Annotated in this window: 27 protein-coding genes; 11 read left to right on the top strand and 16 right to left on the bottom strand. The window is 40.4% G+C overall.

Annotation, left to right across the window (positions count from 1 at the left end; translation table 11 throughout):
* The first annotated feature begins 2 nt into the window (after window positions 1-2).
* Both LRS05_RS13665 and lon read left to right on the top strand, forming a co-directional pair.
* Window positions 3-920 (top strand): DUF6252 family protein, encoded by a 918-nt coding sequence (locus LRS05_RS13665; RefSeq protein WP_257868829.1) that lies wholly within the window; start codon window positions 3-5, stop codon window positions 918-920.
* A 190-nt stretch (window positions 921-1,110) separates the two neighbouring features.
* Complete coding sequence (gene lon / locus LRS05_RS13660) at window positions 1,111-3,561, top strand: endopeptidase La (RefSeq protein WP_257868828.1); 2,451 nt, start codon at window positions 1,111-1,113, stop codon at window positions 3,559-3,561.
* A gap of 33 nt (window positions 3,562-3,594) precedes the next feature.
* Here the strand turns inward: lon and LRS05_RS13655 are convergent, their stop codons facing one another.
* A complete protein-coding gene (locus tag LRS05_RS13655) occupies window positions 3,595-4,032 on the bottom strand; it encodes a response regulator (protein WP_257868827.1) in 438 nt (145 codons plus the stop codon).
* 275 nt (window positions 4,033-4,307) lie between these two features.
* Here LRS05_RS13655 and porQ point away from each other — a divergent pair, with 275 nt between their 5' ends.
* The 4 genes from porQ (at window position 4,308) to rpsA (ending at window position 9,502) form a co-directional block, all read left to right on the top strand.
* Window positions 4,308-5,327, top strand: a complete 1,020-nt coding sequence (gene porQ, locus LRS05_RS13650) for a type IX secretion system protein PorQ (RefSeq protein WP_257868826.1) — start codon at window positions 4,308-4,310, stop codon at window positions 5,325-5,327.
* A gap of 1 nt (window position 5,328) precedes the next feature.
* Entirely contained in the window at window positions 5,329-6,021 is a 693-nt protein-coding gene (gene cmk / locus LRS05_RS13645) for a (d)CMP kinase (protein WP_257868825.1), read from the top strand.
* Between the two features lie 83 nt (window positions 6,022-6,104).
* A complete protein-coding gene (locus LRS05_RS13640) occupies window positions 6,105-7,481 on the top strand; it encodes a nucleoside permease (protein ID WP_257868824.1) in 1,377 nt (458 codons plus the stop codon).
* A 245-nt stretch (window positions 7,482-7,726) separates the two neighbouring features.
* Window positions 7,727-9,502 carry a 30S ribosomal protein S1 gene (gene rpsA / locus LRS05_RS13635; RefSeq protein WP_257868823.1) on the top strand — a complete coding sequence of 592 codons (1,776 nt, stop codon included), beginning with the start codon at window positions 7,727-7,729 and terminating at the stop codon, window positions 9,500-9,502.
* 52 nt (window positions 9,503-9,554) lie between these two features.
* Here rpsA and LRS05_RS13630 read toward each other — a convergent pair whose 3' ends face one another.
* Together LRS05_RS13630 and LRS05_RS13625 are read right to left on the bottom strand one after the other, a co-directional pair.
* On the bottom strand, window positions 9,555-10,145 hold the full coding sequence (locus tag LRS05_RS13630; RefSeq protein WP_257868822.1) for a DUF6549 family protein: 591 nt from the start codon (window positions 10,143-10,145) through the stop codon (window positions 9,555-9,557).
* A gap of 44 nt (window positions 10,146-10,189) precedes the next feature.
* A complete protein-coding gene (locus tag LRS05_RS13625) occupies window positions 10,190-10,564 on the bottom strand; it encodes a D-Ala-D-Ala carboxypeptidase family metallohydrolase (protein WP_257868821.1) in 375 nt (124 codons plus the stop codon).
* 111 nt (window positions 10,565-10,675) lie between these two features.
* Here LRS05_RS13625 and LRS05_RS13620 point away from each other — a divergent pair, with 111 nt between their 5' ends.
* Both LRS05_RS13620 and LRS05_RS13615 read left to right on the top strand, forming a co-directional pair.
* Entirely contained in the window at window positions 10,676-12,118 is a 1,443-nt protein-coding gene (locus tag LRS05_RS13620) for an MBOAT family protein (protein ID WP_257868820.1), read from the top strand.
* The gene (locus tag LRS05_RS13615) at window positions 12,119-12,751 is read left to right on the top strand and encodes a hypothetical protein (protein WP_257868819.1); all 633 of its coding nucleotides are present in this window, start codon (window positions 12,119-12,121) and stop codon (window positions 12,749-12,751) included.
* A 277-nt stretch (window positions 12,752-13,028) separates the two neighbouring features.
* On the opposite strand, the gene LRS05_RS17695 is transcribed toward LRS05_RS13615, so the two are convergent.
* From LRS05_RS17695 to LRS05_RS13570, 10 genes are all read right to left on the bottom strand, one after another.
* Window positions 13,029-13,511 (bottom strand): phage holin family protein, encoded by a 483-nt coding sequence (locus LRS05_RS17695; RefSeq protein WP_374707776.1) that lies wholly within the window; start codon window positions 13,509-13,511, stop codon window positions 13,029-13,031.
* Between the two features lie 22 nt (window positions 13,512-13,533).
* Window positions 13,534-14,649 carry a hypothetical protein gene (locus tag LRS05_RS13610; protein ID WP_257868818.1) on the bottom strand — a complete coding sequence of 372 codons (1,116 nt, stop codon included), beginning with the start codon at window positions 14,647-14,649 and terminating at the stop codon, window positions 13,534-13,536.
* Window positions 14,649-15,242 carry a hypothetical protein gene (locus tag LRS05_RS13605; RefSeq protein ID WP_257868817.1) on the bottom strand — a complete coding sequence of 198 codons (594 nt, stop codon included), beginning with the start codon at window positions 15,240-15,242 and terminating at the stop codon, window positions 14,649-14,651. Before LRS05_RS13605 ends, LRS05_RS13610 begins: the two co-directional genes overlap by 1 nt.
* A 1-nt stretch (window position 15,243) precedes the next feature.
* A complete protein-coding gene (locus tag LRS05_RS13600) occupies window positions 15,244-15,735 on the bottom strand; it encodes a hypothetical protein (protein ID WP_257868816.1) in 492 nt (163 codons plus the stop codon).
* A complete protein-coding gene (locus LRS05_RS13595) occupies window positions 15,713-16,831 on the bottom strand; it encodes a hypothetical protein (RefSeq protein WP_257868815.1) in 1,119 nt (372 codons plus the stop codon). Before LRS05_RS13595 ends, LRS05_RS13600 begins: the two co-directional genes overlap by 23 nt.
* The gene (locus LRS05_RS13590; protein WP_257868814.1) at window positions 16,831-17,277 is read right to left on the bottom strand and encodes a hypothetical protein; all 447 of its coding nucleotides are present in this window, start codon (window positions 17,275-17,277) and stop codon (window positions 16,831-16,833) included. The genes LRS05_RS13595 and LRS05_RS13590 overlap by 1 nt, the downstream gene beginning before the upstream one ends.
* Before the next feature lie 3 nt (window positions 17,278-17,280).
* Window positions 17,281-17,592: a hypothetical protein gene (locus LRS05_RS13585; protein WP_257868813.1), complete on the bottom strand. Its 312-nt coding sequence runs from the start codon at window positions 17,590-17,592 to the stop codon at window positions 17,281-17,283.
* A complete protein-coding gene (locus LRS05_RS13580) occupies window positions 17,589-17,870 on the bottom strand; it encodes a hypothetical protein (protein WP_257868812.1) in 282 nt (93 codons plus the stop codon). The genes LRS05_RS13585 and LRS05_RS13580 overlap by 4 nt, the downstream gene beginning before the upstream one ends.
* 114 nt (window positions 17,871-17,984) lie before the next feature.
* Window positions 17,985-19,070: a hypothetical protein gene (locus LRS05_RS13575; RefSeq protein WP_257868811.1), complete on the bottom strand. Its 1,086-nt coding sequence runs from the start codon at window positions 19,068-19,070 to the stop codon at window positions 17,985-17,987.
* Window positions 19,071-20,093, bottom strand: coding sequence for a head maturation protease, ClpP-related (locus tag LRS05_RS13570; RefSeq protein WP_257868810.1), 1,023 nt, complete (start codon window positions 20,091-20,093; stop codon window positions 19,071-19,073).
* A 361-nt stretch (window positions 20,094-20,454) separates the two neighbouring features.
* Between LRS05_RS13570 and LRS05_RS13565 the strand changes: the two genes are divergently transcribed.
* Window positions 20,455-20,703 carry a hypothetical protein gene (locus tag LRS05_RS13565; RefSeq protein WP_257868809.1) on the top strand — a complete coding sequence of 83 codons (249 nt, stop codon included), beginning with the start codon at window positions 20,455-20,457 and terminating at the stop codon, window positions 20,701-20,703.
* Complete coding sequence (locus LRS05_RS13560; protein ID WP_257868808.1) at window positions 20,697-21,266, top strand: hypothetical protein; 570 nt, start codon at window positions 20,697-20,699, stop codon at window positions 21,264-21,266. Before LRS05_RS13565 ends, LRS05_RS13560 begins: the two co-directional genes overlap by 7 nt.
* On the opposite strand, the gene LRS05_RS13555 is transcribed toward LRS05_RS13560, so the two are convergent.
* Both LRS05_RS13555 and LRS05_RS13550 read right to left on the bottom strand, forming a co-directional pair.
* On the bottom strand, window positions 21,267-21,500 hold the full coding sequence (locus tag LRS05_RS13555) for a hypothetical protein (protein WP_257868807.1): 234 nt from the start codon (window positions 21,498-21,500) through the stop codon (window positions 21,267-21,269). It abuts the gene before it with no gap.
* Window positions 21,494-21,733 (bottom strand): hypothetical protein, encoded by a 240-nt coding sequence (locus LRS05_RS13550; protein WP_257868806.1) that lies wholly within the window; start codon window positions 21,731-21,733, stop codon window positions 21,494-21,496. Before LRS05_RS13550 ends, LRS05_RS13555 begins: the two co-directional genes overlap by 7 nt.
* Window positions 21,734-21,814: 81 nt before the next feature.
* On the opposite strand from LRS05_RS13550, the gene LRS05_RS13545 reads away from it, so the two are divergent.
* Window positions 21,815-22,621, top strand: coding sequence for a hypothetical protein (locus LRS05_RS13545; protein WP_257868805.1), 807 nt, complete (start codon window positions 21,815-21,817; stop codon window positions 22,619-22,621).
* Window positions 22,622-22,657: 36 nt separating this feature from the next.
* Here LRS05_RS13545 and LRS05_RS13540 read toward each other — a convergent pair whose 3' ends face one another.
* The gene (locus tag LRS05_RS13540) at window positions 22,658-24,343 is read right to left on the bottom strand and encodes a hypothetical protein (protein WP_257868804.1); all 1,686 of its coding nucleotides are present in this window, start codon (window positions 24,341-24,343) and stop codon (window positions 22,658-22,660) included.
* Between the last annotated feature and the right edge of the window lie 3 nt (window positions 24,344-24,346).

The following is a 24,346-nucleotide window of genomic DNA, read 5'->3' as shown; positions in this document are numbered from 1 at the left end:
TTATGAAAAAGATTAAGTTACTATCAGTTATAATGGTTTTGTTTGCTGCTGCAGGCCTCATTTCATGTGAGACAGAGCAACTTGATAACGACCTTCTTACCGGTCAGCCAAACGGAGGCAATAATAATAATGGCCCGGCATCTTTCAGGGTTGATTTCAGCAACCAGACATATGTAGCTTCTACTGCCCAGGCACAAGTGCAGGGTACAACAATGGCAATAATAGGTCTAAGAGGGACATCGGGCGAATCGGTAGCCCTTACAATACCGGGAGGTATTGCAGCGGGTACTTATAATGCTGCAACTATGATGTATGTGCCAAGCGCAACTGCAACAGCTTTTTATTCTAATACTAATGTACAGACAGGTGTTTCAAACGGGTCTGTAACTATCACAAGCATCAATACTACCGCTAAAACAGTATCCGGTACATTTAGTTTTACAGGGCATTATTCAAACCCTACCGAAAATTTACCAACGGTAGCTTTCACAAACGGCAGCTTTACCAATGTACCTTATACAGGAACAATTCCCGGTGGTGGCGGCCCCGGAACAGACCCAGGTCCGCAGGTTGAATCATATAAAGCCACTATAGGAGGAGAAGCTGTAGATTTTGGCACCACTTTGACTAATGACAGTATGGGTATGCTCCAGTTGATGGGTACTGAAGGTAGCCGTACCGTACAGCTTGTTGTAAATTCAAACATAACACCGGGTACTTACAGCCTTGGTGCCGGCATACCATCAGCTATGGTTACTATAGGTACTGATATGTATATGGCTACTTCAGGGTCAATCGTTATCCAAAGCAATACCGGCGGATGGATTAAAGGAACGTTTGAATTCCAGGCTGCAAACCCTACCAATCCTACAGGAACTCCAATCAATGTTACTGCAGGAAGTTTCAATCTTGAATATTAAAATAGTTTCAAAATATTTAAATCCGCCCGCCGTGGCGGATTTTTTTATGGCACAATGCTTGGTTTATATATTGTGCCGTAAATTTGCAAAGGCTTTTCTAATGCTGATTTACAGCTTATACCGCAATATTCCTTTATCGTCAGAAGGATGGGCTGCGAAAGTTAAATGACATAATGACGTTATAATACAAATGGCTAATCAAAAAATTTTAAATATTGACAGTTTGTCATTCCAGGAACTTGATACAGATGCAGAGCTTATCCCGCTCATGACACCCGAGGATGAGGAAGAGATGAACAATGAAGAATTACCCGCCGAATTGCCTATACTGCCATTGCGCAATATGGTGCTATTCCCGGGAGTGGTGATACCAATTACTGCAGGCCGCGATAAGTCTATCCGCCTTATTAATGATGCTAATGCCGACAGTAAGATTATTGGCGTAGTTGCACAAAAGGATGAAAGTGTTGAAGAGCCCGGGCAAAACGATATTCACCCGGTAGGTACCGTTGCCCGCATACTCCGCGTGCTGAAAATGCCTGACGGTAACACTACTGTGATATTGCAGGGCAAAAAGCGATTTGAAATAGACACTGTTACCGCTGAACAGCCTTACCTTCGCGCCACCACAAAAGAGGTAAGCGAGGTAAAGCCTGAGCAGGATGATGCCGAATTCCGTGCTATTATTGAATCGATTAAAGACCTTGCCATCCAGATTATAAAAGAAAGCCCTAACATTCCTACCGAGGCTACCTTTGCCATAAAAAACATAGAAAGCAACTCTTTTCTTGTCAATTTTGTGTCGAGCAATATGAACCTTTCTGTAAAGGAAAAACAGGAACTGCTTGCCATACACGACCTGAAAGACCGCGCCCTTGCCACGCTTCGCCACATGAATGTAGAGCTGCAGAAGCTTGAGCTGAAGAATGATATACAAAGCAAGGTACGTTTTGACCTTGACCAGCAGCAGCGCGAATACTTCCTGCACCAACAGATGAAGACCATACAGGAAGAGCTGGGTGGCGTAAGCCATGACCAGGAGGTGGAAGATATGCGCCAAAAGGCAAAAGCCAAGAAATGGAACGAAAAGACAAAAATTCAGTTTGATAAGGAAGTTGCCAAGCTGCAGCGCATGAACCCGCAGGCAGCAGAATACGGCACGCAGCGCAATTATCTTGAGCTGCTGCTTGACTTGCCATGGGGCGAATACAGCAAAGATAACTTTGACCTTAAGCGGGCAGATAAGGTGCTTCACAGAGACCATTTCGGGCTTGATGACGTGAAGAAGCGCATCATAGAATACCTGGCGGTACTAAAGCTGAGAAACGACATGAAATCGCCTATACTATGCCTGTACGGTCCTCCGGGCGTTGGTAAAACAAGTATAGGTAAATCTGTTGCCGAAGCATTGGGCCGTGAATATATCCGCATTTCGTTGGGCGGCCTTCGTGATGAGGCTGAAATACGCGGGCACAGGAAAACATATATAGGGGCTATGCCGGGCCGTATTATTCAAAGCCTTCGTAAGGCCGGTACCAGCAATCCTGTTTTTGTGCTTGACGAGATTGATAAGCTGAGCAACAGCAACCAGGGTGACCCTTCATCTGCATTACTTGAGGTTCTTGATCCGGAGCAGAATAAAGAGTTCTATGACAACTTCCTTGAGCTTGGATTTGACCTCAGCAAGGTGATGTTCATAGCTACTTCAAACAATATGAGCACAGTGCAGCCGGCCCTGCGTGACAGGATGGAGATTATTAATATGACAGGCTACACCATTGAAGAAAAAGTTGAGATAGCCAAACGCCACCTGCTGCCAAAGCAGATAAAAGAGCACGGCCTAAACCCGAAAGATGTGAGCATTGGTCGTAAACAGCTTGAAAAGATAATCAGCGGCTACACTCGTGAATCGGGTGTGCGCGGGCTTGAAAAGCAGATTGCGAGGGTTGTACGCCACATTGCAAAGTCTGTTGCTATGGAGGAAGAATACAACAGTAAGGTTACCGATGAAGACATCATTACCATACTTGGCGCCCCGAAAATGGAGCGTGACAAATATGAGAGCAATGAGGTTGCCGGTGTGGTAACAGGCCTTGCATGGACAAGTGTGGGCGGTGATATTCTCTTTATAGAATCGCTGCTAAGCAAAGGTAAGGGGCATATGACCATGACAGGGAACCTCGGTACGGTAATGAAAGAGTCGGCTACTATTGCGCTGGAATACATCAAAGCCAACGGAGAGCAGTTTGGCATAAGTCCGGATGTGGTGAATAATTATAACGTACACATACACGTGCCGGAAGGCGCCACGCCTAAAGACGGGCCGAGTGCCGGTATAGCCATGCTAACTTCACTGGTGTCATCATTCACCCAGAAGCGCGTGAAGAAAAATTTGGCCATGACAGGCGAAATCACACTGCGAGGGCGTGTGCTTCCGGTGGGCGGAATCAAAGAAAAAATACTGGCTGCCAAACGCGCCAACATTAAAGAAATCATTCTCTGCGAAGAGAACAGGCGTGACATTGAAGAAATCAAGCAGGATTATCTTGAGGGACTAACCTTCCACTATGTAAGAGAAATGAAAGAAGTGATACAGCATGCCATCACAGACCAGAAAGTAAAGAATGCCAAAACATTGTAAAGAGAGAATCCCGCTGTATAGCGGGATTTTTATTTACCATTTCAGGAGAAATTCTGATAATTTGGTTTGGGGCCTTTCGGGCGTAAACTCCATATTTATAAAATGCGAGATACAAATTTTTATTTTTTCAAGGTCAAATGGCTTTATACAATAAAAATCAGCGCCAAGGTTATGAGCCTTAAGTATGTAATCATCATTTGCTGATGTGGAATACATCATCACCGGTATCCGATCTTCAGGATAATTTTTCCTGATACTTTCCAATGCATTAAGTCCGCACACCACAGGCATGTTGATGTCAAGAAAAATGAGGTCAGGCTTTTCAGTTGAATCTTTTAATCCCTCCATAAGTTCAAGTCCGTTATTAAAAGATATTACCGTGCATTGTGGACAAATTTCCTTTAAAACGATTGTAAATATCATAATATCATCACTATCGTCATCCGCGAGATATATTTTTTTTGCATTCATAACAACTCTATATATGATTACAAAAGTTAAATTTTAAAATAACGCTTTATCTGAAATTGAAATTTGAAAAAGTTAGCTTGTGAAAATCCATTTGATTTATAAAGATACCTATAAACAGAAAGGTAAAATTTTCCTTTAACAATTTGTTTGGTATTCTCTGCAATATATTTTTATTGGAATGTCAGTCATATTCTTGAGTATTGCATTCATCGGTATTTATTTTAAAAATAATATCTTCGCACCTGCGTTATAGATGCAGCGCTACACATATTTCAATGTCTAAAAACCGGTTACTATTATTATTTCTTTTTACTACTGCTTTGTCTTACAGCCAGATAGGCGGGCGGTATACCTACCAGTTTTTAAACCTCGTTACTTCTCCGCGTCAGGCGGCGCTTGGCGGTAAGCTTGTTACGTTGTATGATTATGACGTGAACCAGGCTATCTTCAACCCTGCGACCATAAATCCTGAAATGGATAACCATCTTTCTGTAAACTATGGGAATTATTACGGTGAGGTAACCTATGGTACAGCAGCATATGCTTACACCTATGACAGGCATGTACAAACGCTGCATATGGGTGTGAATTACGTAAATTATGGTACTTTTGAAGGGCGTAATGAAATGGGTGAGCTTACGGGCGACTTTACCGGCAGCGAAATAGCGGTATCATTTGGGTATGCAATGAACATCCCGTACACCGATATTTATGTTGGAGCCAATGCAAAACTGATATCATCAACACTGGAGAGCTACAACTCGTTCGGCGGGGCGCTTGATTTGGGAGCAATATATATTGATGATGTGAATGACATTAATATAGGCCTTGCCATCAGAAACATTGGTTCGCAGTTTACAACCTATGCAGGCAATTATGAGCCTTTGCCTATAGAAGTTATTGCCGGGATAAGCCAGGAGGTAGAGAATGTGCCGATACGCTGGCATTTAACTCTGGAAAACCTGCAGCAATGGAAGATTGCCTTCAGTAACCCTAATCGTGCGGAACAAAGCATTGATGGCGGCTCTACAGAAGAGAAGGTTTCGTTCTTTAATAATGCATTGCGCCACGTCATTGTAGGAGCAGAGTTGTTTCCGGGTAAGAGCTTTAACCTGCGGGTTGGTTACAATTTCAGGCGCGGGCAGGAACTTAAAATAATGGACCAGCGGAGTTTTTCGGGTATATCAGCCGGATTGAGCCTTAGGTTCAATTCGCTGAGGTTTGATTACAGCTATTCACGTTATACTTTGGCAGGCAATACCAGTTTATTTGGTTTAATGATTAATCTTCAATAGTTTGGATAAGAAAATTACCATTGCCATAGACGGCCATTCTTCAACAGGAAAAAGTACTCTTGCAAAGCAGCTTGCACGTGAACTGGGTTATGTGTATGTTGATACAGGGGCCATGTACCGTGCCGTAACCTATTTTGCCATGCAGCATGGCCTTATAGATAAAGATGGTTTTGACAAGGAAGGGCTCATCAAACTTTTACCGACGGTTAGCCTTCAATTTCTTTTTAATCCTGAACTAGGCTTTGCGGAAATGTACCTGAACGAAGTAAACGTTGAAACTGAAATACGCTCAATGGAAGTTTCGGGTTTTGTTAGCAAAGTTGCCGAGGTAAGTGAGGTTCGTGCCAAACTGGTGGAACAACAACAGCACATGGGCGAGAATAAAGGTATTGTGATGGATGGGCGTGATATTGGAACAGTTGTATTTCCGAAAGCCGAACTTAAGATATTTATGACTGCCAGCGCTGAAGTACGTGCACATCGCCGTTATGACGAACTTACGGCAAAAGGGCAGGAGGTAAGTTATGATGAAGTTTTGGCAAATGTTACTGAGCGCGATTATATTGACAGTCATCGTACAGATTCTCCATTATTGAAAGCCAGTGACGCAATTGAAATAGATAACTCAAATCTGTCTCGCGAGGAGCAATTTGAGAAAGTTGTTTCACTCGCAAAGCACACTATTCAACTTTAACGTTTTCGCGCGCTTGCAAATCTCAATTTTATTAATAGTTTTACGACCGTTAATAAAATGTTAATTCCAATACATCAATATATATGGGAATAAAGAATCGGCTGGTGGGCATGAGCTTCCTCCAGTTTTTTGTTTGGGGAGCGTGGCTTATCACTATAGCTAATTACTGGTTTGGCACCAGGCAGTGGGATGGAACTCAATTTGGACTTGTTTTCGCAACAATGGGTTTTGCCTCAATTTTTATGCCTACACTTACAGGAATCATTGCCGACAGATGGATTAATGCTGAAAAACTGTACGGTATCATGCACATACTTTATGCAGCTGTGCTGTTTTATCTTCCGCAGGTTGGCGACCCGGCAACATTTATTTATGTAATGTTTGCCGCAATGTGTTTCTATATGCCAACAATATCACTAAGTAATTCAGTGTCTTACGCTGCTTTAAAGTCTAACGGATATGATGTAATTAAAGACTTTCCGCCCATCAGGGTTTGGGGTACTATAGGGTTTATCGCTGCCATGTGGATTACCAATCTTACAGGCAGTAAAGCCTCTGAATACCAGTTTTATATTGCCGGTATTGCAGCTGTATTGCTTGGTCTGTACGCATTTACATTGCCAAAATGCCCTCCGCAGAATCTCACGAAAGAAAACTCATCATTGTCAGAAACATTGGGGCTTGGCGCATTCAAACTGTTTGCCAATTATAAAATGGCGCTGTTCTTTGTGTTTTCAATGTTTTTAGGAGGAGCATTGCAGCTTACTAATGCCTATGGTGATGTTTTCCTTGACGAATTCAAGCATTTCCCGAAATATGAAAATTCTTTTGTTGTTGAGTATTCTACAATAATCATGTCTATTTCACAAATTTCCGAGACGCTTTTTATTCTTGCTATACCTTTCTTCCTGAGGCGTTTCGGTATCAAGCAGGTAATGCTCATCAGTATGTTTGCCTGGGTGCTGCGTTTCGGGTTATTCGCTTATGGTGATCCTACAACCGGCCTGTGGATGATCATCCTTTCTTGTATTGTTTATGGAATGGCTTTTGACTTTTTCAATATATCCGGATCCCTATTTGTTGAGACGAACACCAGTAACAAAATACGCTCATCGGCGCAAGGTCTTTTCATGATGATGACTAATGGTTTCGGTGCTGTTTTTGGCAGCGTTGTATCAGGTTGGATGATAGAGAAATATTTTACCCGGTCATTTAACAACTCAGGGGAACTCGCCACATTTCTTGAAACAGAGCCTGCAAATCAATCTATGGAAAGTTTTGTAACCGGCCAAGGCGTTCAGGTGGCAGCCGACGGTTCTTTCAATAATGCAATTATGCTACGCGACTGGCCTTCAATATGGCTGGCGTTTGCTGCATATGCTCTTGTTATAGCAATTGCTTTTGCCGTGATGTTTAAACACAAGCACGACCCCAAAGAGGTGGCGAACATAGCTCATTAATTATTAATTTTAAATTTTGAATTATAAATAGAGCTTCACGATTGTGGAGCTTTTTCTTTATGCAGATAATGTCAGTCGGTCTCTTTGCAAATATTTGGTAATCAAAAAAATAGTTGTACCTTTGCGCACCTTTTGGCAGTCTTGGTTTCCTTAAGGTTTAAACTTTTATATGTAAAACGCTTCTGTTGTTTTGCCTCTGCTCACGAAACCAGGTAAATACACAGAATACAAATTATTTTATCAGCATGTCTGAACAAACTAAAACAAAGGAAGAATTCCTTAACGAATTTAACTGGCACAACTTTGAAGAAGGTATTGATCCGGTAGATGAGAAAAACCTTAGGGAATTTGAAGACCTTGTTTCTAAAACTTTCGTGTCAACTGACAGCGATGAGGTTGTTGAAGGTACTGTAGTACGTATCACTGACCGTGACGCAATTGTTGACATCAATGCAAAATCGGAAGGTGTTATCTCTCTTAACGAATTCCGTTACAACCCGGGCCTTAAGGTTGGGGACAAAGTAGAAGTTCTTATTGACTCTCGTGAAGACAAATCAGGCCAGCTTGTACTTTCTCACAAAAAAGCACGTACTATCAAAGCTTGGGACAGGGTTATCAATGCTAACGAAACAGGCGAAATCGTTAATGGTTTTGTTAAGTGCAGGACTAAAGGCGGTATGATCGTTGACGTTTTCGGTATTGAAGCTTTCCTTCCGGGTTCACAAATTGACGTTAAGCCAATCCGCGACTACGATCAGTATGTAAATAAAACTATGGAATTCAAAGTTGTGAAAATCAACCACGAATTCAAAAACGTTGTGGTTTCTCACAAAGCGCTTATCGAGGCAGACATCGAAGTACAGAAGAAAGAGATCATTGGGCAGCTTGAAAAAGGCCAGGTGCTTGAAGGTGTTGTTAAAAACATCACTTCTTACGGTGTGTTTATTGACCTTGGCGGTGTTGACGGACTTATCCACATTACAGACCTTTCTTGGAGCCGTATCAACCACCCAAGTGAAGTTCTTGAGCTTGACCAGAAACTTAACGTTGTTATTCTTGACTTTGATGATGAGAAAACACGTATACAACTTGGCCTTAAGCAGCTTCACCCGCACCCGTGGGACGCTCTTAGCGCTGACCTGAAAGTTGGTGACAAAGTAAAAGGTAAAGTAGTGGTTATTGCTGACTACGGTGCATTTATCGAAGTGGCTGAAGGCGTTGAAGGCCTTATCCACGTAAGTGAAATGTCTTGGTCTACTCACCTTCGTTCTGCACAGGACTTCGTGAAAGTAGGTGATGAGGTTGAAGCTGTAATCCTTACGCTTGACCGTGAAGATCGTAAAATGTCTCTTGGCATCAAGCAGCTTACACAAGACCCTTGGACTGACATTACTGCTAAATACCCTGTAGGCTCTCGCCACACAGGTATTGTGCGTAACTTCACAAACTTCGGTGTATTTGTTGAGCTTGAAGAAGGTATCGACGGGCTTATCTATATCTCAGACCTTTCTTGGACTAAGAAAATCAAGCACCCATCTGAATTTGTAAACGTTGGTGACAAACTTGAGGTTGTAGTTCTTGAGCTTGATGTTGACGGACGCAAACTTTCTCTTGGCCACAAACAAACTCAGGCAAACCCTTGGGATAAGTATGAAGACTCTTTCGGTGTAGGTTCTGTACACAACGGTACTATCGCTGAGATTGTTGACAAAGGTGCTACTGTAGAGTTTGGCGACGATATTGTTGCTTTCATCCCTACACGCCACCTTGAGAAAGAAGACGGCAAGAAACTTAAGAAAGGTGATGTTGCTGACTTTAAAGTGATTGAGTTCAACAAAGAATTCAAGCGTGTTGTAGCATCTCACACAGCTACTTTCCGTGATGAAGAAGAGAAAAATGTAAGGCAACAACAGGAGTCTGGCAATATGTCATCTTCAAACAACGCTGAAAGAAGCACACTTGGTGACATTGACGCACTTTCTCAATTGAAAGAAAGAATGGAAAAAGGAGAAAACAAGTAATTAATTTTCTCTTTAGATATAAAGCCCTTCCGGAAACGGAAGGGCTTTTTGTTTATTTTACCATCGCTCCGGATATTAGTCCGGCTGCCAGCCACACATACCATTTTTTGTACCAGGGTTCAGGGATAACAATCTCAGCCGACATTATATTTTCTGTCTTTATATACGGATTTGAATTCGTAATATCTGTGGTAAGTGTTTGCTCGCCCAAAAACCATTTGCGTTTATAACCGGTAACCACAGTTGTTTGGTTAGGTATTTCAAAATGAGATAGCCTTAAACCGGAAGATTTAACTTCATAATTAAAACTGTAATGTTTTGTATTAACTGTGTCTTCAACTTTGAAAGCACATTCAATTTCTTCCTTAAAAGGTACATAAATTGTATCAAGGCGCGTGATGGTCTTAATTTTGACTATACTTTTAACGGTTGAGAATTCTTTTGTAAGCTGCTTAAGCTCAATATCTTTTTTAAGTACTAAGTTTTGGAATAATCTTTTATCAAGCTGTAGTGTAGTTATTGTTGCCGACTGAGTACCTATTTTGTTTTTGTAATGTTTTACAGTGTCAAAAACAGCAGTAAGATTTGTCTCAGATTTTACTTTCTCAGCCCTGCGTTTACATTCTGAAAGTAAAAAAAGCATCAGTAATATTACACAAAGTGCAGGTGCAATTTTAGATTTATAATTTACCATCTGGCTTTCGTTCCGCGAATATCATAGTGTACAAAATTCCTGTATATACCTATGCCGCCCTGCTTCATTTTTCCGGCAGTAATAAGTTTTTCAATTACAGCAGCAAGCTGAGCAGGCGTATATCCTATAGCATTAATATCAGCTGCTTTGGCATAAAGATGCTGGCTGTTTGTAGCGCCTTTCACTTTTCTGTTGTGAGCCGATGTTCGGTAGCCGCTTCCGGTTATTATTACCGGTACACCAAGAGTATCTCTTAGCACTTGTAGATTTTTAGCGAGTTCAGTAACATTAGGTAAATATTCATGTGGTACAGGCGTGCCATCTTTACACGCGAATTCTTTGAGGGTGAAGTTAGGGGTGAGATTCATAGGGGTGGATGTTATTTTAAACTTTGATTAAAGATTTTAATTAAGTTTTTTATTGTACTTTCGGCCAATATTTATTACTGGCACAGGAAGCAATAATTAATCAAACTTGCAATGCTTTTTAATTCTATAGATTTCGTAGTATTCTTTTTAATAGTGTTTTCTCTATATTGGTTTGTATTGAATAGAAAGATGAAATTCCAAAATTTCATGTTAGTAATAGCCAGCTATTTTTTTTATTGCTGCTGGGATTGGAGATTTGGATTTTTACTTGCATTTTCAACTTTGCTTGATTTTTATTCTGGACTTGCAATTTTTAGGAGCACAACTAAGAAGATGAAAAAAATTTGGCTTATTATAAGCGTGGGAATTAATCTTGGTTTTCTATGTTTCTTTAAATACTATAATTTCTTTATAGAATCATTCGGGGAGCTTTTATCAAATTTTGGCGTTCAAGCAAACTATAGTACACTAAGTATTATTTTGCCTGTAGGCATATCATTTTATACTTTTCATGGGTTGTCATATGTTTTTGATATATACAATGATAAAATTACCCCTACTACTAATATTATCAATTATACATTATTTGTAAGTTTTTTTCCACTACTGGTAGCCGGACCTATCGAAAGAGCTACCCATTTGCTACCTCAAATTGAAAGGCCTCGCCAGTTTGATTATTCAAAAGCTATAGATGGCCTTAAACAAATTTTATGGGGGTTTTTTAAGAAAGTTGTCATTGCGGACAATTGTGCACAGTTTGCAAATCTCATTTTCGATAATTACGAAAGTCAATCAGGAAGTACATTATTTTTAGGAGCTTTATTTTTTACATTTCAGATTTACGGAGATTTTTCTGGTTATACTGATATAGCATTAGGAACTGCGAGGTTAATGGGATTTGAATTACTTAAAAACTTTAACTATCCATATTTTTCTAGAGATATTGCGGAATTTTGGAGGAGGTGGCATATCTCTCTTTCGACATGGTTTAAAGATTATTTATATATACCCTTGGGCGGTAGTCGTGGTGGGTTATGGATGAAAATTCGAAATACTTTTATAATATTCATAGTTAGTGGTTTTTGGCATGGATCTAACTGGACATTCATAGCATGGGGAACTCTTAATGCAGTCTACTTTTTACCATTGTTACTAACTAATAATAATCGAAATAATTTAGAAATTGTAGCTATTGATAGAAATCTTCCTACGTTTAGAGATTTTACAGGAATTTTGATAACGTTTATGTTGACAGTTTTTGCCTGGATTTTCTTCAGAGCTGAAAGTGTACAAGATGCTATTGGGTATATAAGTATGATATTCTCAAATAGCTTATTTACATATCCGGTGATTATAGGAGAGTCGAAATACATAATATTACTTGTTATTGCATTCATTATCATAGAGTGGGCTGGTAGAAGAGGTAATTATGGATTGCAATTAGTATTTTCAAGGTCTCATCAAATCATTCGGTGGAGTTTCTATATAGTTATATTATTATTTGTGTTTTTCTTTTCGGGTGAGCAACAAGAATTTATTTACTTCCAGTTTTAAATGAAAGATTTTTTAAAGAAAGTTTTATTATTCTCAGTATTAGTATTTGCAGTAGTCGAATTGTTCATTCGATTTTCGCATTTGACAATTGATGTACCACAGCGTGAGATAACTGTAGAGGGAATTCAAAAATATATTCCAAATCAATCAGGTTATTGGAGTAATGCAAGTCATAAGTGGATTATCAATAAATATGGATGGCCTGTAGAAGCTCCAGACAGCATGAAAAATTTGATAACTCTTATAGGAGATTCACATATCGAAAATTTTATGAATTCTTCAAACTGTCAGCCATCATATTTTTTGAAAGAAATGAATCCTACATATAACTTTCTCCAGATGGGAAGATCAGGGGCGAGCCTGATAGAATATTTAGAATTTTCCAAATATGCCCAAAAAGAATATAGTCCTATACAACAAATAATTTTTGTCAAAGAAAATGATTTTCCTGAAAGTATTAGAAATGTAAGCGTAAAAGATGATGTAACTCAAATTGATATCAAAACAGGAAAAATTTTTAAAGGTAAAATGCGTTCCCCACGTCTAAAGAAGATAATTTATAATGTAAAAACTATTTACTATTTTAAGGACAAGGTAAAATTTAAGACTTTAAAAAAGATAGTAAAAAAGTAAAGTCTATTAGTGAACCTAATAATAAGAATCTTGAAAGTTATAGTTATTTATTAAAATTGATTAATAAAAACTATGATTTAAGTAATGTTACATTTGCTCTTCATCCAAATACAAGTGCTGAAATACAAAAATTGTTCAAACAGAACTCTATTAAATATTATATTTTTTCAGAAAGTAACTCGTGGAATCATAGTAAATTAGATAGTTCACATTGGTCTTGCGAAGGACATAGGGAAGCATCGTTACAAATAACAAAGTTTTTACGGTTGCAAAAAAATTAGTTTTTTAGGTTTAATTTTTCATTAAAATATTTTAACTTTTCTAACCAGCCTTTTGGGGGAAATTTCCCATTAGTTAAAATTGCCATATTTATAAATGCACTACTAACAGGATAAGAAATTACAGTTAGCCGAGTTATCACTTTTAAGTATTCAAATATTGATGTTAAATCTTTAATTATTAAATTCATAACTTCAAATAATATAAGACTCAATACACACATTGTTATTTTTTTTAACAGTCCATAGGTGTTTTTTTTAAATGTGAAGTCTCGTAATTTCAGCGCATGACATAAAGTTCCGACAATATGATCTATCGCTATGCATAACAAAACACCACCTATAAAGTCTTGATTTGAAATTGTCCATTCGGTAAACTTAGAAATACACCATCCAGGTATTGATAATAGAAAATTTAGCTTTATGATAAAAGAATATCTTATTAAGAATGCAGATATATATGTAATAATAGAGTTAAGCATACGTTATGCTAAGTCAAATATTTTATTCAGATAATCTTATTAGCTGATTAGGATTTAAAAAAGTGGGTATATAAGAGAAGTACTTTATACGATTTAAAGTACTTTCTGTACCTAAAAAAGATATACGATTTAGAATATTTGAAAATGTACCTATGTTATTTAAGGATGCGAAACTTTGGCCATTTACATAAATATCGCATTTTTGAGAGTTATATGTTAAAGTAAATACGTTATTTGCGGATAAAGTTATTGTAGTGGTACTATTTAAAGACTCTTGTCCACTTTTCGTATATCTTGTTTCAATTGTATTTCCTGGTAGACCAGTGTTAAAAAACCTTAGCGAATTAATATTCGTATTATCATCAATTCGAAGTAAAATACCTCTTCCTTGTCGTTTAACTTCAAAATAAACCGTCCCCTCATCTTGATTTATCAAATGTGATATTCCGGTTTTTAATAATGATGCGATACTTCTGGAAGCCGACGTGCCAGTAGTTGGTATCCAGGAGGTTGGGAAATTATAATAATCCTGATTATTTATAGGTTCAAGTTGTGCGTTTTTAACTTCACCTGTTACAGTAATGTTTTTGGAACCGCCTGATGACTGGAACATAATATGTTTACGGCTGCCATCTGCATTTCCGACTAATGTAACAGGCGTACTTTCATTTACGGTGACCGACCCTGTGCCGTAAAAAGATAAAACGTATAAGCCGGAATTTATGTTTATTGTTTGTGATGAAAGCACTTGCGAATGCAGTAATACATTTGAACTTGCCCTTTCAAGCAATATTTCGGGATAACCATTTGTGTAATCAATTTTTGGCATATTTTGAGGTAATGAAGCCATACTGCCATTTGTGTTCACACGTGATCCGCCTCCGCCGCTGGAGGTAAAATCACCAGAGCCGTTATCGGGCTTTAATGCGTAGAGTTTACCGGATTTATATCCGTTGGGTGTAAGTATTAGCGATGCCCGGTCATATATATCTTTGTGGCGCATCATCCTGATAAGTGAGACAAGATGCTCACCACCTTCATAAATTCCGTTATCTCCAAGTACGCGTGTCTTGAATTCGTTTGCTATAGCAACTGAAGGGCTTATCCGCCTGTTTCTTATAAAAGTTCCTGCATTCATTATGATAAAGCTAATTCACCAAATAGTAATACACGGGCAGCAGTCCTGAATTTTATTCCGAACACACTATACCTTCCGTATGATTTATTAATATAGCCCCCACTATAGTGCTGGGTAATCCCTTCAGCTGCAGTAAATATAGCCTGGCCGGTTCCTTCTATATGCCCTTCAAATTCTGCCCCTGCAGTAAAAACTCCTGTAGGAATGTAAATAGTAAAGGCATTATCAACATTAAACATAAGCCATTTTTTATCGTCGTCAGGCTGTAACGTATATGTATTCCCGCTGAAGCCTGTAGTTGCGGAGGTAATAGTCTTAACGGGTTTTACGGCTGGTGTACTGCTGCCTGCTGCACTGAAATTACGGTTGTAGATAACATCAAGCAGTGCTGCCTGCAATGCTGATGCAGATGTATATGTTACTCCGTTTACCGAGAAATTGCCATAATGAGTCCTACTTAGTAAAATGTCTTTACGGTCATAACAATTATAAATTTCAAGGGTTTGCCCATATGGTTTAGATAAGTAGTTACGCACATATCTAACCCCGTTGAGTAAAAAATATCTATCGCTTACTGATGTGATAACATTCACGCTATTGTATTTTGGTAAATCTTATAGCAGGCCTTACTGCACATGTTGTATAATCAGCATAATTGGTACGCTGCAGATACATCCTTACATTATTCCATACTTTTCCGGCTATTTCCCTGTTAGTGGTAAATAATGATTTTTTAGTTTCGGATGTTACCGGCTGGCTATCAGTATTGCGTTTTTCTACGAAGGCATATGGTGTATCAGTAGCGTGTGAGAACATCACGTAACGTGCATAAGCAAAATAGGCGAGGGCCATCTTAAGGCCATAGTTGCTGTACTCAATGCCATCATGGGTATAAACTCCGCCATCTAAGAGTTCGGTATAATCTTCCGGGAGGGCTATGATATTATCAAACAGCCTTTCCCCAAGCAGCGGCTTCAGGTCCAATAGTTGAGCTTCAAGTATACTTTCGTTCAGCTTGTCATTGTTCAGGCTTTTTGCTATTTGTCGATATTTTACTATATCATCACGGGTTATCAGGGGCTGCATCTTCAATCAGTTTTATAGGTTCAAGTTTCAGGTTGCTGTAATCTGCAGTTCTGTTCATGAGGTTTTGGAGAAGATTCACTAGTTTTCCACGTTCGGCCGAGGTATTTTCCCAGTACATGCGTTTCATCTCTTTTATCGCCTCACCACTGTTGCCGAACATCGAGGTATCATTCGTTTTCACCAATCCTGACGGCAGGTTGTTGAAGGCTACAAGTATATTTTCACGTACGCTGGTTTCAGTATAGTTGAAAAGCTCGTCATCAATTTTGCTTTCTATCTGCTTGATCAGGATGGCATCTTCCAGCTTTTCACCGGCAAAATCCATCTCGAGGCACAGCACACCGCCGTTGTTTTCGGCGCCAAGGCTTTCGCGGATAACATCCTGAAAGCTGTTCTGCTCGCCCGATTCTTCGCCCATTGGCCTGGTAACAACCAGTGTGTTGCCGAAGAACCCTTTACGCAGCAGCCTGTTTTTGTATACCGATGCCTGCGCCTCGCTGTCACAATCATTGGCAATGCTGTCAATGCGCGATAAGGGGTAGATGAGTTTTGGGTCCATGTTTATGAACAATACCTGGCCTTTGTAGCTTTCCCACCCGCCGGCTTTTTCTACCTGCGCATCAATTACTTTTTTGCGCGGATTGTACACATCTATCAGTTCAATTTCAGCTTTCTTGGCCTGCTGCCATTCTTTACATACCGCAATTTTGCCCGCATAATCTTCACTGTCGGTTTTACCTACACGGCACCATTCAAACGGAACCACGCTAAGGTCGGTAATCTGGTACAGTGCATTCCAATTTACGTGAATGAACACACCACGCTGCTTCACAAGGTCATCGGCTACTTCAGCAGCAAAATCTGCCAGCTTAAGGTTTTTGCTTTTATTGATAACAATGCTGTCATTATCTGCACCAAAACCTCTGCCTAAAAGATACTGCGCCATAATGGCCGCCGCACTTTTGGCCGTAACGCTATTGTTTATCAGCCTGTCCATCCTTTCAGGGTAAGCATTGTCGGTATCATTTGCATACACCTCGGCAAACTTATTCCAGGGTGTAAGCCGTTTCCAGAATTCAATAAAGAGCGTGCGCATTATGTTGTAGCATCATCAGAAATCGTATCGCTTCCGGTGCTTCTCTTCGTGCGTATCCGCACTTTCTTCATTTTTTTGATTGCTCCTGCGGTAACAACTGTTTTAGGTTCTGGTATCATGTCAAAATACCTTCTCCCGTTTGGCTTCTGCAATAATATCTGTGCATATTCGTCAGTAATGTTGCTATTGTTAACCAATATGGGCGACCCGAACTCCAGCGGGATGTTCTCATATTTGGCATGCAGCCTGTATTTGCATTTGTTTGCCATTTGCTTTATGTGGTTTTTGTACTTTGTAAGGTACGTATCCAAACATCGGTTACAGCCCGGGTTTACTTTTTCCTTGAATATGGCTGTATACTCTTTTAGGAAAAGCTCAAGGTAACGGACACTGCCGCCCGTTTTACCGTGGCCGACAGTGTTTAAATCCATTATTGTGAAATCCATTGCTTATGGCGTTACCGTGGTAAAGTTGTTGAAGACTGTTTTGGTGGTTACATAATCTTCATCAAGCAGTGTTTTTGGCATGGTGCTTTCTTCAAAACCGTCGGCAGATGCCAATTCAAACATAATCATGTTGTCATTCTCTTTGCTGCTGTTGGTCATCGTTACAAGCTCAAGGCCTGAGTTATAGCCGAGAATTTCAAAAGCATCTTCATTGTCAGCACCTTTCCAGGTTTGCTCAACCACTACAACATACTTAGCGCCTTTACTCAGGTTATCGGCCTGTGTTTTATTAGCCAGGCTGGGGCTGAAGATCACTCCGGAAAATGTATGCTTAAACTTGTCAGGCGCATTTTCTTTTTCACAAGTTCCCATGCTTTACTGTTGGCCTGTTTTACGCCTGTAAGCTTATAACCTTTCTTTCCTGCCTTTAGTGATAGCGATGTTACCAGCAAGCGGTTGGTTGGGTCAAGTGTAGTAGTAGAAATATCAATATCTTCTTTATTGATAAGTACAATGTTCTGCTCAATACCGGCAACAGGGGCGTTAAGGCAGTCAAAAACAATATTGGCAGTTAAATTTCCTGTACAATCCATACGTGTTTTTCTTTTTTATTGAAAAATTGAATAAATCTTAAAGTAGCAAAGTCCCAAGTCGAACGTCGAACAATCGAGCTGTCGAAAATTCTAAAATACCAATAATCTAAAATTCTAATAAGCCGCTACCATCATGTAGTTCTCCAACAGCTTGGCATCAAGTGTGTAGGCAGCATCAATGATGTTCATTTTAGCTGTCCTGTCATAGAACACATCAAGTTTGGCAAGGTCCTGCTCGTTGAGCGTACCAACAGGAATGTTCGACTTAGTAGTGAAAACGGCACGATGCGGAAGGTTCCATTTTGTGCCGCTGTCCTGGTAAGTTTTTATATACCTGTCCCAGTCATAGCGCACTTTTATTTCAATACCGTCAAAATACAGCTTCGGCCTGCCTTCTTCCACTACCTCAAGGAAGCCCGCGCCCAAGTTTTTGTTGCGCAGGGTTGCACGGTAGTTTTCAGCCAGCGATCTTGTGGCCAGTATAAAAGCATCATCTGCCGCAAGAAGCCTTTCATCAGCTGCAAGCAGCATTTTTTCAAAAATGTCAATAGCATAATCAGCGCCGAGATTGGCCTGTGCAGTATAACTTGCCGCACCGTTTTTATCTATAGGAACCAGCGTTACCTTATCATCGTCCTGAGAGCTGGTGCTTGTCATTATCTGCTTGAAAAGGCCGTCAAACGAGTTAAAATAATCAAGGTCTGTATTGGCTTTAAACACGCCACCCTCAGCGGTATAATCTGCGTCTTTATCATTAAACCAAACCTTTCTGTGAATGTTTTCAACCAGCGATGCTTCAACGCCTGCAATAACAATCCCGAATTCTTTGCTGCCTACTGCATCATAAAAATCCGGGTTCATACGCTGTGCTTTCCTGAAAACCCTTGCCAATGCAGGCATATCGGCCTGGCAGTGCTTCAGGCGGAAATCTTCCGTTACCGGTGTCCACATTTTTTGCGTGAAGGTAAATCCTTCGGCTTCACTTGGCTCGCAGTTTATACCTGCCTCTTTACCCAACAACGCCATGCGCTTTGCAAAAACAATCTGCGTATCGGTATCAACCCCTGTTTCAATGTCATGATAGTCGGTAAGGTCGCTTTCATTGTACACACGGTCAAAAATTACCTGGCTTACAGTTTCAATTTCCCGCGGGCCAAATGTAAGGTCGTGCGCCTGTACTAATTTTTTGGTTGTTGGCATCTATTTTCCTTTTTTAGAACGCAAATATTCCCTTAATCCTGCCGTGCGGTCATTTTCAGCCGGCCTGCGGTTCGATGCTTTTTTGGCATCAAAGCTGTATTTAGAGCCAACCTGCCTTTTCAGGGCAAGCACTTCACCTTTAATGCTGTTCAGCTGGCGTTTCAGCGTTTTGTTTTCGCTGCGCAGCATGGCTACTTCTTCAGCGGCATCTTCTTCAATAATTTCGGTAAGCACCCCGGCTTCAAATACATAAGTCTGCCCTTCGGGCATTACATATTCGCCTTGTGCCGGTTCGCCGTCAATGGTGGCTTCGGCGCCAATTTCAGGTACGGCATCATCGGGCAAATCTGTAAAATCAATCTCAATACCGGTGGCATCCTGCACCACTTTATTCATGATGCTGCCGTGGCCGAATTTGCCCAGCACTTTGGTAAACAGGCTTTCCATCCAGTGCCTGTCGCGCTCGCTAAAGTTTCCTTTCATGTTAAATTTTGGTTTTAAATAAGCCTTGGGTGCGGCAGGTATAAGCCGCGAAGTAGTAAAGCCCAGCGCAGTAAGCTGGTTTGGCGTAAGCCAGGTCTCGTTGCGCAGTAGCGGAATCAGCGCCTGCTCATTGAGGTTCAAAGATTTTTTGTAGAATGCAATAAGTTTCTTTTCAACGGCACGCAGCTGGTCGGCATATTGTTCCAGCTCATCAGCCGTACCCATAGAGCTGCCCCAGGGCAAATGCACCATAAAGGATGTGTTCTCGCGCAGCTGCCGCTTGCTGCCCGCCATGAAGATAACAGTGGCAATACTGGCCACAATGCCGCTGCCTATGGTGGTGAGCGGTTTGCCGACAGACTTAAGGTAATTATAAATGTCGAACCCGACATCTACAAGGCCGCCCTCGCTGTTGATGTGTACATTAAAGGCTGTGGCTTTGGGCTGCTTTTTCACCTGGGCAATAACATCAGCCAGCGTTACGCCGGTGGCTCCGTCAAACGTGCCTATCTGGCCGGAGATGTAAATGTTCCCTGTCAAATGAAGCGTTTAGGGAAATCTTTTGAGAAAGCTTCTGAGCTCCTAAGCTGAAAAATTGAAGAATTGAAAGATTGGTTAATTCGTCTATTTGTGGATGCGCTAATCTGGAAGATTGGTAATCGGGGAGAAGTCTTACGGCTCAGGAATTATTGAAACAAACTTTTAAAAACCTGAAACTTTAAACTTGAAATAAACCGCTCTGAAATTCTCTACAAAGGTACGGCGACATTTCGGGATCATAGTTACAAAACTCTTTCAAAAACGTGCAGTTCATCGATTTTTTTATGCTCATGTCGGTATGGAAGTTAATGTTTTAAAATCATTAAGGGCATTATTTATATTTGACCCAAAATTTGCATTTATGTCATTGAAAACTACTCTGCTATTTGCTTTTTTATTAATGATTTCAGGTGTTTCGGCACAAGACTCACCGGGACTGAGGCCCGAGCTGCTTATCGCCAAAAATGTAAAAATAAAGCCTTTGCCTGATGCTGCAATAATTACTAAAAAGGCTATCATGACTTTTATACTGATGCCGCCCTGCACCAGCGCTATGCACAGGACAAAAACCAGGGCACAAAAGCCGATGCGCTCGAAAACCGTGTGCTGAAGGTTGTGGCTGTAGAGCCTTATATCTTCCAGAATGAGAAGAGCTACAGGGTAAAACTTGCCGATACAATAAAGAACGAGACTATATATTATAAGTTCAACAAGAATTCGGAAAAATTAGGTAAGTATTATTTTGAAGTATTAGGCGGACTTACATATCCTGATGACTTCTTCTGTGATTATCTTAAGATTCCGGCGTCACAAGATGGAGAGCAAAAAGTGTTGGCTATTCTTGATGAGGGCGTAAGTGTGGTGAAAGTAAAGAAAGGTAAAACTGTAGCTTACCATCTTGAGGCAAATATAATGGAGACAACTGTAAGCATGAAGCGCGGCATTAGCCTTATGTTAGAAAGCGGCCACAAAATTGAACGCCCCGAGCAGGAAATAACGCTAGGCACCAAAAATGACCATGTTACCTATAAAGCATCATTTGAGCTTACTCCCGCAGAGGTTTCACAGCTGGCCGCCAGTCCGGTAAAAGACTGGAAAATATCAGGTTTTGAGCGCAAGTTTATTGAGGGTAAAAAGCTGCAGGGCATGGTGCAATGCCAGCGCAGCAGGTAGCTATCCTGTTTCCATAAAAGTAATGATATTGTAAAATGTGCGCTGGGTAATGCCGAACTCCTCTGCTGCTGACCGTATGCCTTCAGGCTTACTCCGACAGGTTTTCATTTGCCCTATATAAGCTTCATAGCACTCAAGCCATTTCAGCATTTTAGCAGGAATAATGTCAAGAATGACTAAATCTTCAAAGTCATCACCCAGAGCCTTTATAATTTCGTACCTGTTTACTACCATTTGTTGTCAGGGCAAATATCATTAGAGCGAATTTTGGCCGAAAGCGGACAGGAGCAAATGCTGCAGTATGCGCCTTCAATTTCCTTAAGTGAATCTTTAATAAAAGCGAGCAGCCTGCCTTGTTTTGCACTGGCGCAAGCGGCACATATCTTTGCGCGGGATTTTGCAACTTCTTCTACCACCTCGCTTTTGTCAAGAAAGTTTTTCCAGCCGTTTAGGATTTGATTTATCATTGAAGTTTAAAAATAGCTTCAGGAAATATTTAAGTAGAATATTTTCGTATATATTTGCCGTACAATAATCAAATACTAATTATGAAGAACACACTATTTTTTATTGTATCATTTTTTTCAATAATTGCCTACGCTCAGGATGAGGTTTACGGCAAGCCAGAAATTTTGCTGGATAAAGAGGTGAAGATCATACCGAGGCCGCAAAATCATTTTGACCAAAAATACAGGCACTTTTATCATGATGAAAAGATGTATGATAATTACAAAGGCAAGCACGTTATTAATAAAGAACATCTTGAAAACAGGGTTTTTAAAGTGACTGAAGTTTATAAACTTCCTAAACCTGTTTATGATGAAATTTATTATCGTATTAAACTGGAAGATGTTGCAACTAAAGAGCTAGTGTATTTTAAATATAATACGGCTATGGAAAAACATGGAGAATATTATTTTGAGGTTGTAGGCGGCCTTATTTATCCTTCAGGCTTTTTCTGTGACCAGGTTATAAAACGTGAAAGTACCCTCTCAAAAACTTATACAACCACCAAAGATTATGTTGGTACTTTCCTTGAAAAGACAATTGATACAAAAACCAATAAAGAGGCATATACACTCTTCCTCTCATTTAAAGAAGTGAAAGAACCTGTGAAAAAGCAGGGTCTGGTAATCACCTTTGATAATGGTAATAAAATAGATCTGCCACGTGAAATGTTTACTTATGAAAGGCAGAAATACACTTTACCTCTTGAATTGACTCCTGCACACCTGCAGTTGCTTACAACGCAAACTATATCAAAAATTGAAATTGGCGGGGTAAAGATGTATAAGTATGATAAAGGATTTTTTCTTATCCAGGAAATGCTTAAATGTATGCTGACAATGAAATAATAAGATATAAGGCCCGCCACATGGTGGGCTTTTTATTTAAAAGTTGGCCATATCACGCACCTGTACATAACTGTTGCCTTCTATAACAATATCCTGTACTGCTACAACAGGAGCGGGGAGGGAGCGGTTGGCTTCGGCAATTTTTATCGCGAGTTCATCGGCGTTTATAGACGGCGTTGCCATTTCTCTTGATACTATACCACCGCCGGCAAAATAATTTGGCGCAGAACTTCCCCCCGCAGGGAACGCATTGTTGAATGCCATAAAATGCCTGGCCGCATTGCGGTTCATAACGCCAATAAGTTCGCCCTGCTCAGCTTCAAACTGTGTACCGTCAGCGCCGGTAAAGAGGGTGCCGCCCTCGCTGTGCCGCCTTCCGCCAATACTGAAAAGTGCGCCTTTCTCAGCTTTTGGGGTATTAGTACCCTTAATTTTGCTTACCGCAGCAAGGCCTGATGCTACTACAGCTGCAGTACTTACACCTTTCGCAATTGTTGCTATCGGCTCAGGTAAAATGCTGTCTGATGCCCAAACCTGCGTAATACCGTTATAGGTATTAATAGTTGCCTCGGCAATAGCGGCGGCTTTACCTGCTACAGTCTTTTTGCCCAGCAGCTGGCTTACCTGTCCGAAAGTATTAGCATACTGCTCGCGTACAGCTAATTCTTTGGCGTTGTTTATCCTCTTCTCTTCATCAGCCGACTGCTGCATTCTTGCATTCTTCGCTGCTATGAACTGGTCTTCAGTAATTAGTTTTTTGTCAAGCTGTTCCTGGTAACGTGCAATATCTTCATCACGCTTTGCCTGCTCTTCAATCAGCTGTGCATCATACTCTGTTTGAGCCGTCATCAGCCTGGTTTCTTTGTCTATTTCCAGTTGCGCCGTTTTTTCCGCCTTAGTCTGTGCCTCGAGTTTTTCATTATTGTTTTTGATTTGCTCGTCATATTGCTGTGCAATAGCCATCCGTTTCGCATGGAACGAAATTTCTTCTGCCGTCAGTGCTTCATTCTTTGCTATCTTATCATCAAGTTCTTTTTGATTTATATCATTTTCCTGAGCCAGGCTGTCAATCTGCATTTTTTTAATCATATTAATGCGCTCAGCCTCAGCATCTATAATCTCCTTTGTAAGTTTAGCACTATCTTTTATTAAAGATTGGTTCTTCTGTTTCCATAACTCAATTTCCGCCTGGGCAAATTCAGCGGTGGTGTCAGCAACATCTTTTGCATAATCTATATGTACCTGCTTTTTTGCTATTTCAAGCTTAAGCAGGTCGTTAGCTGTCTTTTCAGATGCTTTGAACTCCTGCTCAGCCACGGCCAGCTTTTGCCTTTGTATATCCTCTGCATATTTAAGTGACTGCTCGAGTGTCTTTGCTTTTCCGCCTTCTGCCTGTATAAACTTTTGAAGTTCAAGGTTCATTTGCTCAAGCAGTTCATTTGCCTTTTCTTTAGCTTTTTGGCGCCTTGCATCTTCACGTGCTTTGCGTTTTGCTTCAGCATCGGCGTGTATCCTGTCTTCTGCATCTGCCTGTCTTTGCAGCATCTTTGTTTCTTCTCCGCCAATACGCATTTTCTCTACCTGCGCTTTTTTAAGGGCGTCAATTTCTTCCTGAGAAAATCCTTTCACTTTCATCATTTTTTCAGCATATGCTGCGCCCTGTTTTTGAAGATTCTGCCTCTCTTCTGCAGAAAGGCCTTTATTCAAGGCTGCATTCCGCACTGC

It is taken from the genome of Flavobacterium sp. J372 (genome assembly GCF_024699965.1).
In the GTDB taxonomy this organism is placed as follows: domain Bacteria; phylum Bacteroidota; class Bacteroidia; order Flavobacteriales; family Flavobacteriaceae; genus Flavobacterium.
Note: the sequence above shows the minus strand (reverse complement) of the source record. Positions and strands in the feature narration are given on the sequence as shown.

Coding starts and splice junctions, on each gene's coding strand:
- LRS05_RS13665 (WP_257868829.1), top strand. CDS start 3: ATGAAAAAGATTAAGTTACTATCAGTTATAATGGTTTTGTTTGCTGCT.
- lon (WP_257868828.1), top strand. CDS start 1,111: ATGGCTAATCAAAAAATTTTAAATATTGACAGTTTGTCATTCCAGGAA.
- LRS05_RS13655 (WP_257868827.1), bottom strand. CDS start 4,032: ATGAATGCAAAAAAAATATATCTCGCGGATGACGATAGTGATGATATT.
- porQ (WP_257868826.1), top strand. CDS start 4,308: ATGTCTAAAAACCGGTTACTATTATTATTTCTTTTTACTACTGCTTTG.
- LRS05_RS13640 (WP_257868824.1), top strand. CDS start 6,105: ATGGGAATAAAGAATCGGCTGGTGGGCATGAGCTTCCTCCAGTTTTTT.
- rpsA (WP_257868823.1), top strand. CDS start 7,727: ATGTCTGAACAAACTAAAACAAAGGAAGAATTCCTTAACGAATTTAAC.
- LRS05_RS13630 (WP_257868822.1), bottom strand. CDS start 10,145: ATGCTTTTTTTACTTTCAGAATGTAAACGCAGGGCTGAGAAAGTAAAA.
- LRS05_RS13625 (WP_257868821.1), bottom strand. CDS start 10,564: ATGAATCTCACCCCTAACTTCACCCTCAAAGAATTCGCGTGTAAAGAT.
- LRS05_RS13620 (WP_257868820.1), top strand. CDS start 10,676: ATGCTTTTTAATTCTATAGATTTCGTAGTATTCTTTTTAATAGTGTTT.
- LRS05_RS13615 (WP_257868819.1), top strand. CDS start 12,119: ATGAAAGATTTTTTAAAGAAAGTTTTATTATTCTCAGTATTAGTATTT.
- LRS05_RS17695 (WP_374707776.1), bottom strand. CDS start 13,511: ATGCTTAACTCTATTATTACATATATATCTGCATTCTTAATAAGATAT.
- LRS05_RS13610 (WP_257868818.1), bottom strand. CDS start 14,649: ATGAATGCAGGAACTTTTATAAGAAACAGGCGGATAAGCCCTTCAGTT.
- LRS05_RS13600 (WP_257868816.1), bottom strand. CDS start 15,735: ATGCAGCCCCTGATAACCCGTGATGATATAGTAAAATATCGACAAATA.
- LRS05_RS13595 (WP_257868815.1), bottom strand. CDS start 16,831: ATGCGCACGCTCTTTATTGAATTCTGGAAACGGCTTACACCCTGGAAT.
- LRS05_RS13590 (WP_257868814.1), bottom strand. CDS start 17,277: ATGGATTTCACAATAATGGATTTAAACACTGTCGGCCACGGTAAAACG.
- LRS05_RS13580 (WP_257868812.1), bottom strand. CDS start 17,870: ATGGATTGTACAGGAAATTTAACTGCCAATATTGTTTTTGACTGCCTT.
- LRS05_RS13575 (WP_257868811.1), bottom strand. CDS start 19,070: ATGCCAACAACCAAAAAATTAGTACAGGCGCACGACCTTACATTTGGC.
- LRS05_RS13565 (WP_257868809.1), top strand. CDS start 20,455: ATGTCATTGAAAACTACTCTGCTATTTGCTTTTTTATTAATGATTTCA.
- LRS05_RS13555 (WP_257868807.1), bottom strand. CDS start 21,500: ATGGTAGTAAACAGGTACGAAATTATAAAGGCTCTGGGTGATGACTTT.
- LRS05_RS13550 (WP_257868806.1), bottom strand. CDS start 21,733: ATGATAAATCAAATCCTAAACGGCTGGAAAAACTTTCTTGACAAAAGC.
- LRS05_RS13545 (WP_257868805.1), top strand. CDS start 21,815: ATGAAGAACACACTATTTTTTATTGTATCATTTTTTTCAATAATTGCC.